The 16,946-nt window shown below is 63.5% G+C and carries 7 protein-coding genes; 3 read left to right on the top strand and 4 right to left on the bottom strand.

The genetic code is table 11. The features are described from left to right. The first annotated feature begins 68 nt into the window (after positions 1–68). From VHD36_11025 to VHD36_11015, 3 genes are read left to right on the top strand one after another with little or no spacing between them, the layout of a single operon-like run. On the top strand, positions 69–9,068 hold the full coding sequence (locus VHD36_11025; protein HVU87844.1) for a hypothetical protein: 9,000 nt from the start codon (positions 69–71) through the stop codon (positions 9,066–9,068). Between the two features lie 26 nt (positions 9,069–9,094). Continuing rightward, entirely contained in the window at positions 9,095–10,483 is a 1,389-nt protein-coding gene (locus VHD36_11020; GenBank protein ID HVU87843.1) for a DUF1800 domain-containing protein, read from the top strand. A gap of 25 nt (positions 10,484–10,508) precedes the next feature. Beyond that, positions 10,509–11,708, top strand: coding sequence for a DUF1501 domain-containing protein (locus VHD36_11015; GenBank protein HVU87842.1), 1,200 nt, complete (start codon positions 10,509–10,511; stop codon positions 11,706–11,708). Between the two features lie 6 nt (positions 11,709–11,714). Here the strand turns inward: VHD36_11015 and VHD36_11010 are convergent, their stop codons facing one another. The 4 genes from VHD36_11010 to VHD36_10995 form a co-directional block, all read right to left on the bottom strand. Continuing rightward, a complete protein-coding gene (locus tag VHD36_11010) occupies positions 11,715–12,566 on the bottom strand; it encodes a hypothetical protein (GenBank protein HVU87841.1) in 852 nt (283 codons plus the stop codon). A gap of 96 nt (positions 12,567–12,662) precedes the next feature. Then, on the bottom strand, positions 12,663–13,901 hold the full coding sequence (locus VHD36_11005; GenBank protein ID HVU87840.1) for a PQQ-binding-like beta-propeller repeat protein: 1,239 nt from the start codon (positions 13,899–13,901) through the stop codon (positions 12,663–12,665). Positions 13,902–14,042: 141 nt separating this feature from the next. Then, a complete protein-coding gene (locus VHD36_11000; GenBank protein ID HVU87839.1) occupies positions 14,043–14,816 on the bottom strand; it encodes a hypothetical protein in 774 nt (257 codons plus the stop codon). A 42-nt stretch (positions 14,817–14,858) separates the two neighbouring features. Beyond that, positions 14,859–16,718 (bottom strand): carboxypeptidase-like regulatory domain-containing protein, encoded by a 1,860-nt coding sequence (locus VHD36_10995; GenBank protein ID HVU87838.1) that lies wholly within the window; start codon positions 16,716–16,718, stop codon positions 14,859–14,861. Between the last annotated feature and the right edge of the window lie 228 nt (positions 16,719–16,946).

The raw sequence follows: 16,946 nt of genomic DNA, 5'->3' as shown, positions 1-16,946 counted from the left end.
GCTATTATCCGGACCAGCCCCGCGATCTGTTCTTCTATAACCCCGAACGCGACCTGGCGGGCCATTACTTGCTGGCCGGACCTCCGCCGGAGAATCTCGTCGTGCAGCTCGCGCCGGCCGGCGCGATTCGCGGACGATTGGTCGATAAGCAGGGTGGCGCGCTGTCACGCGTCGAGTTATCGGGCCAAGGCGTGCCGACGACGCGCGAAAAGCCAGAGCTGTTTCTCACGACCGACGACGACGGCAACTTCCTGATTCGCGGGCTGATTCCCGGCCGCAAGTACACGGTCGAAGGGCAGGGCGGAGAGAACTACGGACAGCTGTTCGCTGATCTCACGGTCGAAGCTGGCGAGACGAAAGACGTCGGCGATGTGACGCTCACGCGACCCGAGCCGAAGAAGAGCACGACAGCCGCCGGCGCGAAAACGAATGGTCTGCAGTCGGCCGCCGCAGCCGCACTCTTCGGCGGCAAGGCTGCGCAGCCACGGGGCGACACGGTGATTTTGCCTCCGAGCGCTGCGAATAAACAACCCACGGCGGGTGCCACTGGTGGCTTCTCGAACACGGGTGCCACTGGTGGCTTCTCGAACACGGGTGTCCCTGGTGGCTCGTCCACCAGTGCCGCAAACGGTCAAGCCACGGGTAGATTTTCCGGCGGCTCGAAACCGGCGATGAAGGCGATGACGGCGCAGCCCGTCTCTGGTGAACCGGCGACCGACACCAACCGAGCCGCCGGCACATTTATCCCTGCTAGTGCCGTGCCGGCAGACAAGCGCGGTCCCGAGCCAGTAGGAGACACCATCCGCGTCACGGGACGGGTCGTTGATCCGTCGGGGCAGGCCGCGGCCGGTGCGGACGTGATGGTGGCCGGATACTACTGGCGCTCTTCCAGCAAGCGGGAGCCGATTGCCCGAGCAAAGACCGACGCCGCAGGTCACTTCGAGATCGAATATCGCAAGTCGCAACTGCCGGAACTTGGCGAATCGCGCGGCTGGCAATATGCCAACATCGTGGCATGGAAACCGGGATTCGGACCCGCTTGGATCAGCTATGAAGACGTCAAGCCGGGCGAGGAGACAACGCTACGGTTGGCCAAGGAAGAAGCGATCGAGGGTCGCATCGTCGATCTGGAAGGAAAGCCCATCCGTGGCGTGCAGGTCGAGTTGCTCAATCTGCGCGCGAACCAAACAGATGATCTCTCCAACTGGCTCGATCGCATGCGCGAGTATGCGAAGGAATCGGCCAGCCGTACAAGTAATTGGGTCTTTCTTGCGGGCTCGCAACGAAAGACCGAATCGACGCCCGAACGGGAAGCGACACCCAACAAGACGCTGAATGCAGATGTCGCGGCGCTTGCCTTGAAATCCGAAACCGACGTCGACGGCCGCTTCCGCCTCGATGGCGTAGGGCACGATCGGCTCGCGGCCTTGCGACTTTCGGGAGCGGGCATTGTCATCGCCACGGTCAACGTCGTCTCGCGGCCGATGGAAAAGATCGCCAGCGCCGGGATCGGCATTTCGGATAGTAGCCTCTACGGCGCGCGGTTCGAATACGCGGCCGAACCGTCGCAGCCGATCGAGGGTGTGATTCGTGACGCCAAGACGCACGAGCCGATCCCGCGCGTGCGCGTCGTGAGCGATACGTTCGCCGGCACGGGGGTCGGCGGAGTGCATTCGCTGGAAACGGTGGCCGACGACGAGGGGCGATACCGCCTGGTGGGCATGCCCAAGGGGGAAGGGAACAAGATCGTGGCCGTGCCGGGGGACGATCAGCCGTACTTCATGTGCGATTTCCATGCGCCCACGGGCGATGGTCTCGCGCCGGTGAAGTTCGACATGGAGTTACATCGCGGCCTGTGGATCAGCGGGCGCGTGACCAACGCGGCGACAGGCGGCCCGGTAAGTGGCCATGTCTACTACGTCCCGTGGCCGGACAATCCGCACGTGCAGAATTTGCCTGAGTTCCAGAGAACAGTTTTGCCCGGCCTGCAATTCTATCGTCACGCGACCGACGCGGAGGGAAACTATCGGCTGGTCGGCATGCCCGGGCGCGGGCTGGTGACGGTTCGCGTTAACGACGACCATCCCTATCCGCAGGGGCAGGGTCTGCGCGCGATTGAGGATTTGCCAGGCGCCAATGCGTTTTCGCGCGTTGGTGCGCTGTTGCCTCCGACCAAGTCATCGCCGACCGCGGGCGTTGAAGTTCGTCCGACCGAAAAGGACAAAGAGGTCACAGCGAACATCAGCTTAGTTGACGGAATCCGAGTTTCGCTTGCAATTACGGACCCCGAGGGGCAGCCACTCGACGGCGTTACGGCCCGTGGCCTGTGGCCCGACGAGCAGGTGCACGAAGAGAACGACGCCGGCCCTACGGTCGAAGTGCGGGCACTGTGGCCCGACGAGCAGCGCCGCGTGTTTTTGCATCACGACGAGCGAAGGCTTGGCAAGGCATTGCTTGTGCGCGCGTCTGAAACCGGTAACGAGCCCATCAAGGTTCAACTCGAACCGTGCGCCACGATTGCTATGCGACTGGTCGACGGCGAGGGGCAGCCGGTGCCGGCCGTGGTGCGTTTCGAGGCTGTCGGTGAGCGGGGCCAGGGCCTGTATTGGGAGAGTACCGACAAGGACGGTCGCCTGACCAACACGATGGTGCCCGCGGGCTGCGACTATGAACTGCACTGCCAGTCGCCGCGGGGTGAGTTCGTAACGATCGCCGAGGGCGTTTCGGTGGCGCCGGGCGAAACGATCGACCTCGGCGAGATCGATATCACGAAGTCCGAACGACCGGAGATCACGCGCAAGCCGGCCACCGCCGGGTTGAATGCTTCGAGTGCTGTGGGTGCCGCGCCCACTACGGGTGCCACGGGTGGCTTGTCCACCAGTGCCGCGGGCAATGGTCAAACACCACCGAAAGCCGCCGTAAAGCCCGTCATCACCGGCCAGGTTCTCGATCCGGATGGGCGGCCGGTGCAGGGCGCCGATGTAGCCGTGCAGGGGCAAAGATGGGATTGGTTCCAAGCACGCGGCAAGCCTGACGTGACCAAGACGGACGCACAGGGTAACTTCCGCATCGAGGTCAGCGACGAGCAGTATGGGAAGGGCGACTCCTCGGATTGGTCGAAGCGGGCGCGGATCGTGGCCAGCGCCGATGGCTTCGGCATGGCGGGCGTCAAATACAGCGCGCTGGGCGCCGAAAGGCATGCCGTGATCCGCCTTGTGCCGGATGAGCCAATCGAGGGACGCATCGTCGACCTCGAAGGCCATCCGGTCGCGGGAGCCAAGGTCGATATCTTCAGCATTACTACGAATGAGAAGCAGGATCTCACGCCGTGGGTCACGGCGCTTCGCGAAGGCGTCCCCTTTCACAACTCGGAAGCGAACGGTCAACCGCATTTCGAGCTCACCACCGATAAGGAGAGCGCGCGCTTCGCAAATACCGCACAATACACGACCGATGCCGACGGGCGATTTCGCATCACGGGCATCGGCCGCGATCGCTTTGTGAATCTGAAGTTGGCGGGCGGTGGCGTCGTGGCGACCGACCTGCGACTGGTCACGCTGCCGATCGCGACGTTCAACATGAAGTGGTACGCCGACGACAAGCCCGCGCCCGAGCCGATCTACGGCGCGAAGTTCCAATTCATCGCCGAACCGTCGCCGCCAATCGAGGGCGTGGTGCGCGACGCGAAAACCGGCGAGCCCTTGCCGGGCATGCGAGTCTGGAGCGAATCGTTCTCAGGCCACAAGGTTTCCGGCGATTTCCGACTGCAGACCGTTTCCGACAGCACCGGCCATTATCGGCTCGAAGGAATGCCGCGCGGCACGGGCAATCGCATCGCCGCGATTCCCAACGACGAGCAACCTTATTTCATGCGCGAGTTCGACGTGCCCAACTCCGAGCGGCTGGAGGCGGTCCAATGCGATCTCGAGTTGCATCGGGGCGTGCTGATCACGGGCCGGGTCACGGCCAAGGACACCGGCGCGCCCGCGGGCGGCCGACTCTTCTACCTTCCGCACCCCGACAATCCGCACATGGCCGACCTGCCGGAATTCAACTCTCATCGACTGCCTGGCCCACAATGGCGCTACGAGACGGACGAAGAGGGCAACTACTGCATTGTCGGTTTGCCGGGGCGTGGCTACCTGATGCTGTCGATGATCTCCGACGCGCCGACCAACATGCCTGCTCCCGCGCAGCAGGGGCTGGAACAGATCACGAACTTGCCCAAGCGCGAAGCTTTCTACAAGACCACCTACATGCTTTCGCCGCACGACGACTCGAACCTCGCGGTCCGCGAACTCGATATCGGCGACAATGACGCACGCGTGGCGGTCGATTTCGAAATCTCTTCGGGCGAGCGAGTGCCGCTACGGCTTGTCGATCCTGCGAATCAGGCGATCGCGGGTGCCGAAGCCTACGGCTTGTGGCCGCGCTATCATTGGCACATCGATCGCGACCTGCCCGCGGCTTTCGATGTGCTAGGGCTGCGTCCGGAAGAAAAACGCCGCGTGCTTCTCTATCACAAAGAGCGCAACCTGGGCTGCGCTCTGGTGGTATGCAAACAAGACGCGGGCGAAGCCGCGGTCACCGCCAGGCTGATTCCTTGCGCTACGGTGACAGGACGTTTGCTGGGCAAGGATGGTCAGCCGCTCGCATTCAACAAGCTCGACCTGCGCATCGCCGGCGAGCGGAATCACACGCCCGAATTCCCGACGGGCGTGACCGACAAGGAGGGGCGGTTCACGGTCACCAATCTTCCGACGGGCTGTGCATGGGACATTTCCGTCAACGAACACAACAGGCTCGTGCAATTTGCCGAGAAGGTAGAGCCGCAGCCCGGCGAAACCATCGATCTGGGCGAAATCGATACGACGAGCGACAAGCGGCCGGCAATCAAGCGGACTCCGATGGTGGCTGCGGCAACAGCGGGTGCGGCAACGTCGGCTGCCACTGGTGCCCTGCCGGGTGGCACTAGTGGCCCGTCCACCAGTGTTACTACCGATGATCGCGTCCCACCGCCGGCCGAGGCGCCGGCCGCGGCTGCGTCTGGGCCGGAATCGCACCTGGTGCGCGGGCGCGTCATAGGACCGAAAGACGAACCGATCGCCGGCGCCAGGGTCATATCGCGCTTGTCGCGCGGAAACACACGCACTGATGCTGACGGCCGCTTTGAGATCGCGATCCAGCGTCCTCGGCCCGCGGGTTCGTCGGAGACCAAGGCGAAGCCATGGAAAGCTTATCTGCAGGCGGCGGCTTCCGGTTATGGGATGGCCTACGCGGTGGCTGACGCCGGCCACACGGCGGAACCGCTTATGATCAAGCTTGTGCCTGATGAGCCGATCGAGGGTCGCGTGATCGATCTCGAGGGGCTCCCAATCGCGGGACTGCAACTCCGGCTCGAAGCGCTGGCCTTCAGCGAGGCTGAGGATCCGGCGGCGTGGATCGATCAGTTGCGCACTGGGCCGATCTCGCAGGCGCCCCTGCTGACGATCTATCGTCGCGACTTGCCCCTGTCGACCGAAGTGACGACCGATGATGACGGCCGGTTCCGTCTTGAAGGGCTCGGCCGAGACCGACTGGCGACGTTGCAACTGTCGGGCGCTCGAATGGCGGCGCAATCGATTCACGTCGTGACACGGGCCATGGAGCCGATTCGCGTTGACGGGGCCGGGGTCACGCACAATCGGACCGAAGCTTATTATGGCGCCAAATTCCAATACGTCGCCGAGCCCTCGCAGACGATCGAAGGCATCGTCCGCGATGCGAAGTCCGGCCAGCCTATCGCGGGTGCCCATGTCTACAGCCAGAAATTTGCGGGCGAGCCCAACGGGGCCAATGCCCGGAAGGTGGGCGCGCTCGCGGATCGCGACGGGCGTTATCGGCTCGAGGGAATGCCGCGTGGCAAGGGGAACCGCGTGATCGTCGTGCCGCCGAAAGACGAGCCGTACTTCGTGCGCGAGTTCGACGTGCCGACGGCCAACGATTTTGCGCCGGTGAAGCTCGACCTCGAACTGCGCCGCGGCGTGTGGATCAGCGGGCGCGTCACGCTCGAGCAGACCGGAGCTGCCGCGAGGGCGCGGATCTACTATCTGCCGTGGCCTGACAATCCCACGATCAAGGATTGGCCCGAGTTTCACGAGCGCGTCCTCGCCGACAGTTACGAGGGGCACATGAATGACGAAGACGGGCGTTACCGCATCGTCGGCCTGCCCGGACGCGGTCTGGTCGAGGTGCTCGTCGCCAGTAACGTTCCGGTTCCATCGGGGCAGGGTATCGACGCGATCAAGGATTTGCCCAGTAACGAGGAGTTTCAAGAGATTTCGCAGCTCTACGTGCCGCGCAGCCAGAATGTGACGGCCGTGAAAGATGTCACGATCCGTGCCGGACAGGAAGTGGCGACCGTCGACTTCGTGCTGGCCGGCGGCAAGTGGCTGGCCGTTGACCTGGTCGATACGGCCGACCAACCGGTGTCGGGCGCGACGGTGTGGTGGGGATTGGCGCCGCGGCGCGTCGAGAATGCGAAGAGCCGTGTCGAGGTCGTCGGGCTCGCGCCGAATGAGGATCGATGGGCAATGGCCTATCACGCGGCACGCAATCTGGGCAAGGCGCAGCAAGTCACGTGGAAGAACGACTGGCCCGGTCCGGCCAAGCTTGTGCTCGAGCCGTGCAGCACGGTCCAGGGACGATTGCTCACCAAGGACGGAGAGCCGCTACGCGGTGCAAAGATCGAATGCGATGTTTCGATGAAGCGCACTTCGGGGCACACGCTCGAACCTGCGATGACCGACGAGCAAGGTCGGTTTGTTGTACGCGGTGTGTTGCCTGGCGGCACGTACCGTATCTTTGCGACAGACCAGTCCGCGAAGACGTACTTCCTGGCCGATAGTCTGTCCGTGGCTGCCGGGGAGACGATCGACCTGGGCGAGATCGATATCTCGAAGAAAGAGCGCCCGGCGGTTAAGCGAACTGCGACGACAGGCGCGATTGCCCAGGGTAGCACTCCGCGCACGGAGCCGGTGCCGCTCGCATTCGTGATTACGGAGTCCAGCAACGACGAAAAGCAAGCCGGCAACGCGACTGCTGACAATTCCAAGGTCTCAGCAACGAAAGCTGCCGATACGGATGACACGGCCCACGTGCGCGGCCGCATCGTTAATACCGATGGCCAGCCGATCGCCGGCGCCGACGTGGCGATCATTGCCTTGCGCATTGCGCCCGAGGTCGGCGGTTTCATAGGTCAGAAGGCGGAAGTTCCCGCCCAAGGAAAAAGCGACGCGGAAGGGCGATTCGCGTTCAGTTTTCCCAAGCTCTCGTCAAAAACTCATCGCCAGGCCCATCTGATCGCGCGAGCCTCGGGCCTGGGCCTGGGATACGCGACGTTCAAGCCGGACGATGGCCAGTTGGAAGTCGAACTGAAGCTCTCGCCCGAGGAGAAAGTCCGCGGCCGAGTCGTGAACGTCGATGGCCAACCGGGCGCGGGCGTAGCAATGAAGCTGCAGGCGATCATGCCGCGATCGGGCGATGAGAGGTGGACGGACGCCGTCTCCTTTTTCCAGGCCGAGACCTATCCGGCCGCGTGGCCGACCTTGTCGGCTACCGACGCCGAGGGGCGCTTCGAGATTCATGGCGTGCCCCAGGGCCACGGAATCCATCTCGACGTGCCGGGCACCGAGCAGTTCGCGCCCCAAAACGTGACGCTCAACTCCGGACAGGCGGAAGAGCGCTCCAAGAACGATGCCACGTATCGCTCGCTTGTGAAAAATGTGAAGCCGGGCGAGGAGATCGTGCTGGCGCTTGCCCCCGCGCAGTGGTTCGAGGGGACGGTGCGCTATGCCGACACGGGCGAGCCGGCGCCGCACGCCAAGGTTTCGATCTGGGCCAGCCAGCAGCAGTTCGGCTCGATGTCGACGGTCAAGGGCGAAACCGACGACCAGGGGCATTATCGCATCAACCCTCACTCGGGCATCCGCTTCGGCGTTAATGCCTTTGGTCCAGCCCACACACCTTATCTGAACTACAAGACGCGACTGGAAGAAGCGATCCAGTGGCAATCGGGCGAGCGGGTGCGCAAGGTCGACGTCAAGCTGGCGCGCGGCGTGATCGTGCGCGGCACGATCGTCGAGGCGGACACGGGGAAACCGATCGCCGGCGCCGCCGTGCAATACATTCCGGAAAGCGAGAACAACCGGAATGTCAGTGACCAGATTCTCACGGGCTGGCAGGACATGCGCCCTTCGGATGATTCCGGCCGCTTCGAAATCGTCGTCTTGCCTGGACCGGGCCGGTTATTGGTGCATGGGCCGGGAAATTCCTACATCTTGCGCGAAATCGGTAGCCGCGAGTTGTATGCCTCGAAGCGCGGCGGACAGCGCAGTTACGCGCATGCCATCGAGAAGGTTGATCCGCAGCCCAATCAGGAACCGCTCGAAGTAAAGATCGCGCTTGCGCGCGGCGCCACGATTCATGGCCACATCGTCGACGAGCAGGGGCAACCGGTCGAGGACACTCTGGTGGTCAGCGGCCTGAACATTCGTCCGTTCTGGCTGCACTGGAACGCTTACACGGAGCCGACATCGGGAGACCGCTTCGAACTTTCCGGGCTGGAAGCCGACCAGGAATACCCGGTTTACGTTCTGGAGCCGAAGCGACGCCTGGGCGCGGCCGTCAAACTGAAGGCCAGCGACGATGGCTGCACCGTGGTGCTGCACCCGTGCGTCGAAGCAACGGCGCGCTTCGTGGCGCCGGATGGTAGTCCGAAGCAAGAGATGCACCCTAGTTTGCAGGTCGTGATCAAGCCGGGAGGCTTCGCTTACAACTCGATTGCGCAGCGAATGGGAGAAATGGCTGCCGACGCGGACTTCGTCGCCAATCTTGATCGCGTGAATTACATCCACGGACCCGGTACCGATGCCGACGGTCGCGTGACGTTGCCGGCGCTGATTCCCGGCGCTACCTACCACCTGCTGGGCGCGCGAAAGGGCTCGCTTTCCATGGAGCGCGAGTTCGTGGCCCCGGCCACCGGCACCATCGACCTGGGCGAGTTCAAGTACGACGACCAGCGTCCCTAACGGCTGCAGTCTCGAAGGACATGCGTATGGCCCATGCATCGCAACAAGCGGACCTGGCGGCTTGCTGGCCGCGGTACGAACCGTCGGCCGCGGCGCCGTGGAATTTGCGCCGCGTCGTTCACTTGCACCGCCGCGCCGGTTTTGCGGGCACCTGGAGCGAACTGGCACGCGATCTGGCCGACGGTCCGCAAGCCTCGATCGATCGGTTTCTGGCCGGCCATGCTTACGGCGCGGCGCCGGCGGATTTCGAAACGGTGTCGCGGGCGCTGGCCGACGCGGCCGTCTCGTCGAGCAATCCCCAGCGGCTCAAGGCGTGGTGGTTCTACCGGATGGTCTTCTCCGATGATCCGCTGGCCGAACGCTTGACGCTCATGTGGCACAACCATTTCGCCACGAGCAATGCGAAGCTCGACAGCGTCGGCATGATGCGCGACCAGAACGTGGCCTTTCGTGCCGGCGCGCGTAAGCCCTTTGGCGAGCTCCTGCCCAGTATCGTCAAGGGGCCGGCCGTGCTCGTGTGGCTCGACGCCGACAAGAATCGGGCCGGCCACGCCAACGAGAATCTCGGCCGCGAGCTGCTCGAGCTGTTTACGCTGGGCATCGGTCATTACAGCGAAGAGGACGTGCAACAAGCGGCGCGCGCGCTGACCGGTTGGCGGGTCGTCGGTTCCGAGTTCCACAACGACGAGAAATCTCACGACGACGGCGAAAAAACGATCCTCGGTCGGAGTGGAAAATTCACGGGCGATGACCTATTGACGATCGTGCTTGCGCACCCGGCTACGGCCCACCGCCTGGCCTGGCGAATCTGTCGCACGTTTCTCGGCGAGTCGGGCGTTGAGCCTGCGGCGCTCGAGGCGCTCGCCGCGGGTTTGCGCGAGCGCGATCTGGACGTGTCCTGGGGCGTGGAGACGGTGCTGCGCTCGCAGCGTTTTTTTTCCGACGATGCGATCGGCACTCGCATCGTGGGCCCACCGGAATACATCGCGGGCGCCGTGCGTGCCTTGGAATGCTTTGCGCAACCGCCCAGCACGTTGCTCCTGGCCGACGCGGCAGGCCGCATGGGGCAGGACCTGTTTTACCCACCCAACGTGGGCGGTTGGAACGAAGGGAAATCGTGGCTGAGCTCTTCGGCGATCGTGGCACGCAGTGGCTTTGCGGCGGCGCTGGTCGACGGACGTTTGACCCACGACAACACGCCGCCCGACGTCGCCGCGCTCGTCGAGCGACATGCCAGCACCACGGATCTCGCCGGGGCCACGCGTTGGCTGGGCGAGTTGCTGTACGGAGGACTCGCTACAGAAACGATCGAGCTCGTCGTGCAGGAGGCGATGCGCGCCGCCACTCCACAGCGCTCGCCGCTGGCCACGACCGTCTTGTTGTTGTTATCTCGTCCTGAGGCGTATCTAGGGTAGGAATAGGGCGCACTTGGAGGTTCTTATGCTCACGCGACGCGAATTGCTCAAACAGTCGGCGCTTTTATCACTGGCCCCTTGCGTACCGGCTTTTTTGACCCGAGCCGCCCGGGCCACGGAGCCGCAGCGCGACCGGCGCGTGCTGGTCATCATCCAGCTCGATGGCGGCAATGACGGATTGAACACGGTCGTACCGTTTCGCGACGAGAACTATGCGCGCTTGCGACCGAAGCTGGCCATCAAGCCCGAGCAGCTTATCAAGCTTTCGGACGACGTGGCGCTGCATCCTTCGCTCAAGTCGGCGGGCAAGCTGTTCGAGGACAAGCGGCTGTCGATCGTGCAAGGCGTGGGCTATCCGAACCCGAATCGGTCGCACTTTCGCAGCATGGCCATCTGGCACGCGGCACGGCTCGAAGAATCTGATCACGGTCAATATGGCTGGCTGGGGCGGTGCTTGGATCAGCGCGCTGCGCCCGAGACTTCGCCCGATGCTGTTTATGCCGGCGCCGGGGCGGTGCCCGTGGCTCTGTGGGGGCGCCGTTCGACCACGGCCGCGATTTCTTCGCTCGATGATTTGTCGCTCGCGGTGCCGGCCGAGATGTTGCGCGCCGCGGCGACCGAACCCGTGGGGGCGAGCGATCTGGCACAATTAGTCGCTCGGGCCAACGACGAAGCGTTCACGACGGCCGAACGTCTGACGGCCGTGACGCGCGAGCCGCAGAAGGCCGCCGGCGGCTATGGCGACTCGCGACTGGCGCAACAGTTGAAAGTCATCTCGGCGCTGCTCAAGGCGGACAGCCCTGCGCGGGTTTTCTATGCGTCGCAAAGTGGTTACGACACGCATGCCGTGCAACTGAATGAACACGCGCAGTTGCTACGCACTTTGGCGGCGGCTCTCAAGGGGTTTCTCGACGACATGGCCGCCAGCGGGTTGTCGGACCGTGTGCTGGTGTTGGCGTTTAGCGAGTTCGGTCGCCGCGCGGCGGAAAACGATTCGGCGGGCACCGACCACGGCGCCGCCGGCCCCGTGTTTCTCGCCGGAGACGGCGTCGCCGGGGGAATTATCGGCCCGACGCCGAACCTGGGCGATCTGGTCGAAGGAGATGTCCGCATGGCGGTTGATTTTCGCCAGGTGTACGCGACCGTGCTCGATGGCTGGCTCGACGTGCGGCCCGCGGATGTACTGGCCGGCGAGTTCGCGCCGTTGCCGCTATGGAAGTCGTGACGTTCTCTAGTGCCCCAGTATCTTGCGGCTGGCGCTGAAGGAATTCGCGTTGGAGGATGATTTCGCGCGCTGCGCCGAGGCGGAGACACCGCCGCCGTACGTTTCGTGCAGGTGATCGTGCAACGAGCGCAACTCTTCGTACGACCACTTTTCGATCTCTTGCGAGGCATTCAAGTACCGGGCGTGCGCGGGCCCGCGCAAGTGGTTGATCACGGTTTCGCGCGTGGGGGACCAGTCGCCGTCGACCGACCAATGATTTCCGCGCAACGGATAATGCCCCGTCGTCTCGGCGCGCGCCGCCTCGGTCGGGCTGCTGGCTGGTCGCTCGTCGATCCCTTTGGCCAGCCAGCCAAAGGTCCACATATCCAAGGGGGTCGTGCAGCCCGCCTGAAACGAGCGGACGATGCGCTCTCCATCAATGCAGGCCACGGTCGGATAGTGCTTCACGTCCAACTGAGAGACCAGCTCGGGAATGGCCGAGCGATCCACGATCTGCAAATGATTTTCCGGGCCGGCGCCGATTTTCCAGCCGACCGATTGCAAGCGCGCGAAGTCTGCGCCCGGAGCGCGCAGCCGGGCCAGCTCCTTGTCGCACTCCGGCTCGTCCGGACTGGTGATGAACAAGATGCGCGGATTGCGGACCCGCGGCGGCTGTGACGCGTCTTGTGCGCGAAGCGACGACGGACGCAGCGACGACAGCACATAGGCGCCGGCCAGGACGAACGCGCGCCGTGAAATACTGTGCGGATCAGCGGGCACAGGCGGGTGCGGGACGAAACGCGAAGTGGCAAGAGAATCTTGCCGGATCTCGGCCGAACTCCGACAGGCGGAAAGGCATTCGCGCAGCACGGCGGTCATCGTCGAACTCCGCTGCCGCGCCTGACCGCCTGATCGGACGCTTGCAGCTACTTGGGATCGCCGCCCCGCGATCGATTGAGTTTTAACCGAGGGCTCTCAATCCTCGATACGGTACAGGTTTGCCTCCGTGCGCAGGAACAAGGCCTTATCATACACAGCCGGCGAGGCCATGCAGCCAATATCCAGCGTGTTTGTGGCCAACAGTTGGAAATTATCGTCAGCCGCCACGACAAACGTGCGGCCGTCCTGGCTGGGAAAGTAAATCTTGCCAGCCGCCGATACCGGCGAGGCCGAAAAATCGCCCCCCAACCGCTTTTGCCAGATTGGCTTGCCGGTATTCGCGTCCAGGCACGTGGCCACGCCCCGATCGTGGACCATGAAAATCCGCTCGCCGATGAGCAACTGCGAGGGGCGGCTGGGAACGCCCTCCTTGCACTTCCATTCGACGTGCGTATCGGTCACGTCCCCGGTGCCGCCGGTGCGCAGGGCGAACAGCTTGAAGCCGCCATCGGCGGTGTTCAGGTACAGTCGGCCGTTGCCAAAGAGCGGGCGCGCCGCGGCATTCATGCCGCCGTGCTGCACGCGCCAGATCTCTTCGCCCGTGTTCGGTTCATAAGCGATCGTCGCGCCGGCGCTCGGATAAACCAGTTGCGGCCGGCCGTCGACCTCGATGATTTGCGCCGTGCAATAGGCCTTATGCTGGTCACCATCATCGTTTTCATAAGCGATGTTGCGGTCGCGCTGCCAGGCGGTCTTGCCCGTCCGTTTGTCGAAGGCGACGACATAATTGAAATCGAATCCATCGTAGGCCACGACCAGCAAGTTGCCGTAAAGGATGGGGGACGAGCCGGCGCCGCGAAAGTGATTGCACGGCAAGTCCTGTCGCGTCCATAGGGTCTTGCCGGTCTCGGTGTCGATGCAGGCGGTGCCGGCCGATCCGAAATGGACATACACGCGTCCCTCTTCGATGGCCGGCGTCGGCGAGGCGTAACTATTAAAGGCGTGACAGAACTGCGGCTCGGCGATTTCGAACAGCAGAAGGTCGTGCGTGATCTTGCCGGTGTCGCGGTCGACGCACACGGCGAACAACTGCTTGCCGTCGCGCGTGGCGGTGGTCAGCCAGATCTGCTGGTTCCAGATGACCGGCGAAGACCAGCCGCGATCGTGGATCGGCGTCTTCCACTTGATGTGCTCGGTCTCGCTCCACTCGGTCGGCAGCCCCACGGACGTCGAGGTGCCGTCGCCGCGTGGGCCGCGAAACTCGGGCCAGTTCTCCGCGGCCAGTGTGGGTACTGCACAGGCACACACCGCTAGGAGTAAAGACAGCACACGCATCGTGATGATTGGATTCAGCAATCGCATGAGGCCGGGCGGGAAGCGAGCGGTAATGGGGCCTGTCATTCTACACTAAAACCGCGACCGATATTCGAGGATCGCACCGGCAAATCGTCTGAGGCGCGTGTGCGCGAACTGAAGTCAGCATCTGCGCCGCCGCCGGCCCAACTCTAGCAACGGCACAATAATAGACGTGGCAAGTAGCAAGCTCGATGGTTCCGGCACAACGGCCGTGGCCACGACCTGGCCCGTGAATACGTCGAACAGCGCGATTCCGTTGGCGTCGATCGAACCCATTGCCAAAATCGGCGCAGTCAGCGTATAGACGTCGCCGGAACGTGTGAGCGTGCCGCCCGGCAGCTGGTTTGGCACTGGAATCAGGTCGCCGAAGGTTCCCACCAGAGGCGAGCCTAAGACGACGAGATTATAGGACGTCGTGCCGGCGGACACGCCGAGCGATACCCCGGTTGCATCAAACGCACCGTTGGCGAGCGGGAGAACGCCACTGGTAGCGTCGGCCACATAATCGCGCGCTGCAACGACGCCGGTAGCTATGCCGCTGAGGGCAATGCTTAGTCCATATTGGGCGGGAGCCGTGCCAGGCGATGCATTCGCGAGCGGGGCCTGCGGAACCGACTGCAGCGCGAAATGCGTATCGTTGGTTGACAAAAACTGGATCGACCCTGGTTCCAGATCAATATCGAACGTGCCTGAAAGGCTCGTCGTGTCGCTCCCTGGAGTCTGGGCCGTCGAGACCACGGTTCCGCCTTCCGCTTGCACCGAAAGTGTGATGGTGCTTTGCGCACTGTCGAGGCTAAAAACCACGGGGGCTGCTTTCGAGGACGTCGCGGCGCCGGCAAGACCCCAGTACGCCAGTAATGCCATGACGAGGATATGCCGCGCGCTAGTTCTCATTTGGATTTCTCCTGGTGCCTCGTTTACGACAAATTGCGTCTGTTATTTCAGCTGCAGTTGCGCCGGCGGGCCGCCGGTCACCAGCTCGACGTCGTCGACCGATTGTCCTTCGGCGAGCTTCAACTCCACGCTCGATTTGGCGGGCGCGTCCCGAGCGAGCAGGAACAGCGGGGCGCATTGAATGAACTGTTTGCCGGGACGAATGAACATGAGCTCGAATTTGCCGTTGGCGCCGGTTTTGACCGTGGGATCGTAATATCGATTTTCCAAGAGGTCAGCCGCGTGAGCCCGCACCTCGCAGAATGGGACCGGCTTGCCCTTGGCATCGACCACTTGGCCGCGCACCGTGGCGCCGCGGGTGAGTCGGATTTCGACGTCGTCGATTTCCTGTCCCGGCACGGTCGTGAACGGCGGCAAGACACCGTTGGCCCATTTGCGCCACTCCTCGTATTTGCCGTCGTGGGCAACCAGGTTGTATTGCGCGTCATTGCTGGCCGGCAGTAGCATTTCAAAACTGCCGTCGGCCTTGGTTGGTACGCTGAAACGCGTGTCGCCCGTCAGCGAGTTGCCACTGCCCGTCAGGGCCGGCGCCGCGGTTGCGCCGGCGACCGGCCGACCGTCGGGGTCGACCACGCGCCCGCGGATGCGCACCCCCTTCTCGACGAAGATTTTGGCCGTCGGCATGCCGGGTCGCAGATCGAAATCGAGGTGGTCGAAATTTCGCTGCCACTTCAGTTCCGGCTTGGCAACCGAGCGCCGGTTCCAAGGGCTCTTCGCTTCCTCGCTCCACCAGCGACGATAGCTGGGAGCGTCGATGCTGAACTCGAATGTACCGGGGAGCATGCCAGGTATGATCACCAGGCCATCGGCATTCGAGCGGCCTTCGACGTCCTTGTGCTGCCGATTCCACAGTCGAACGCCGGCGACCGGTTCCTCGGTTTGCGCGTCGACAACGACGGCGCGAAATGCAACGCCCGCAGCCAGCTCCAGGTCGCGCTCGGCGGAGCCGCGCGCGACCACCACGTTGGTCTGGTGCAGGACGCCTTGCTCGGGGGTCCTGATCAGCAGTTCGTAGACGTCAGGCTGCAGAAAAAGCTGATAGCGGCCCTGATCGTCGCTCTTGGTTTCGGTCCAGATTGTCGTGATCATCACCCCGTCAGCCGACTTCGGTCCCTGATTGGCGCGAATCAAAGCGCCGGCGGCCGGTTTTCCGTCGGCATCGCGCACGGTGCCCGAGATCGATGTTTCTTTGCCGAGCGCGACGACCCAGCCGGGCGTGCCGGTCGGTGCGTGAATAAACGTCTCGGGCGAGAATCCCTCTTTCTTGAAGCGGACTTCCACCTTGGCCCCGCGCCCTAATAGCGGAACGCGAAAGACGCCGTCCTTGTTGGTCTTCGTGCGGTAGCGCGGGTACCAATCCCACGGGTGTACTTCGACATCCGCGAGCGGATTTCCGTCCTGATCGACGACCACGCCCGCCAATTCGCCAATGCCCACCTTGTCGGGCGCCTTGGCCTGCGCCGTCAATAGCGTGGGGATCGGAATTTCAATTCGGCCAGCCGCCTCGGGCATCACGGGCGTGTTGACTTCGAAGTAATTGCCCGCCGCGGTCACGACCGCAAGCGCAGCCAATTCAGCGACGTGCAAAGGCGCTCCGGGGGTCGAGGGCAGTTCGAAGTTACCGGCGCTATCGGTGATGATCGGCAGCGCTGCGGAGATGGGGCGGCAGGTGATATCGTGTTGCGAAACCTGAGCGCCGGCGATCGGTTGGCCCTGGGCATCGACCAACCGGCCAATCAGCTTATTCGGATCGGGGCCCGGCTCAGCGGCAAAAACGCCGCATGAGTAGGACGCTACCAGCATAGCCAGGACCGACAGTCCACAAAGCGGCGCACGTTGCATGGCTCACCTCCGCAGCTCGCGTGATCTGATGTTCCGTGTATCGGACCGCAAGCCATCTTACACGAGATTCTGAGCGGTCGCGCGATCGCGGCTCTCGGTTTCTTCGCTGACGGGTTACCTTGCAACAACGTCACTTGGCGTCGAGCAACTTGTGGCTGCTCAGGGTGAACGTGCGTACCGACAGGCCGCCTGAGGTGGCCGTCGACACGGTGTGGGTCTGCGGCAAGT

Source organism: Pirellulales bacterium (assembly GCA_035546535.1).
Taxonomy (GTDB): domain Bacteria; phylum Planctomycetota; class Planctomycetia; order Pirellulales; family JACPPG01; genus JACPPG01.
The sequence above is the reverse complement of the archived record's forward strand: the minus strand, read 5'-3'. Positions and strand labels throughout refer to the sequence as shown.

Coding starts and splice junctions, on each gene's coding strand:
- VHD36_11010 (HVU87841.1), bottom strand. CDS start 12,566: ATGACCGCCGTGCTGCGCGAATGCCTTTCCGCCTGTCGGAGTTCGGCC.
- VHD36_11000 (HVU87839.1), bottom strand. CDS start 14,816: ATGAGAACTAGCGCGCGGCATATCCTCGTCATGGCATTACTGGCGTAC.
- VHD36_11015 (HVU87842.1), top strand. CDS start 10,509: ATGCTCACGCGACGCGAATTGCTCAAACAGTCGGCGCTTTTATCACTG.
- VHD36_10995 (HVU87838.1), bottom strand. CDS start 16,718: ATGCAACGTGCGCCGCTTTGTGGACTGTCGGTCCTGGCTATGCTGGTA.
- VHD36_11020 (HVU87843.1), top strand. CDS start 9,095: ATGGCCCATGCATCGCAACAAGCGGACCTGGCGGCTTGCTGGCCGCGG.
- VHD36_11005 (HVU87840.1), bottom strand. CDS start 13,901: ATGCGTGTGCTGTCTTTACTCCTAGCGGTGTGTGCCTGTGCAGTACCC.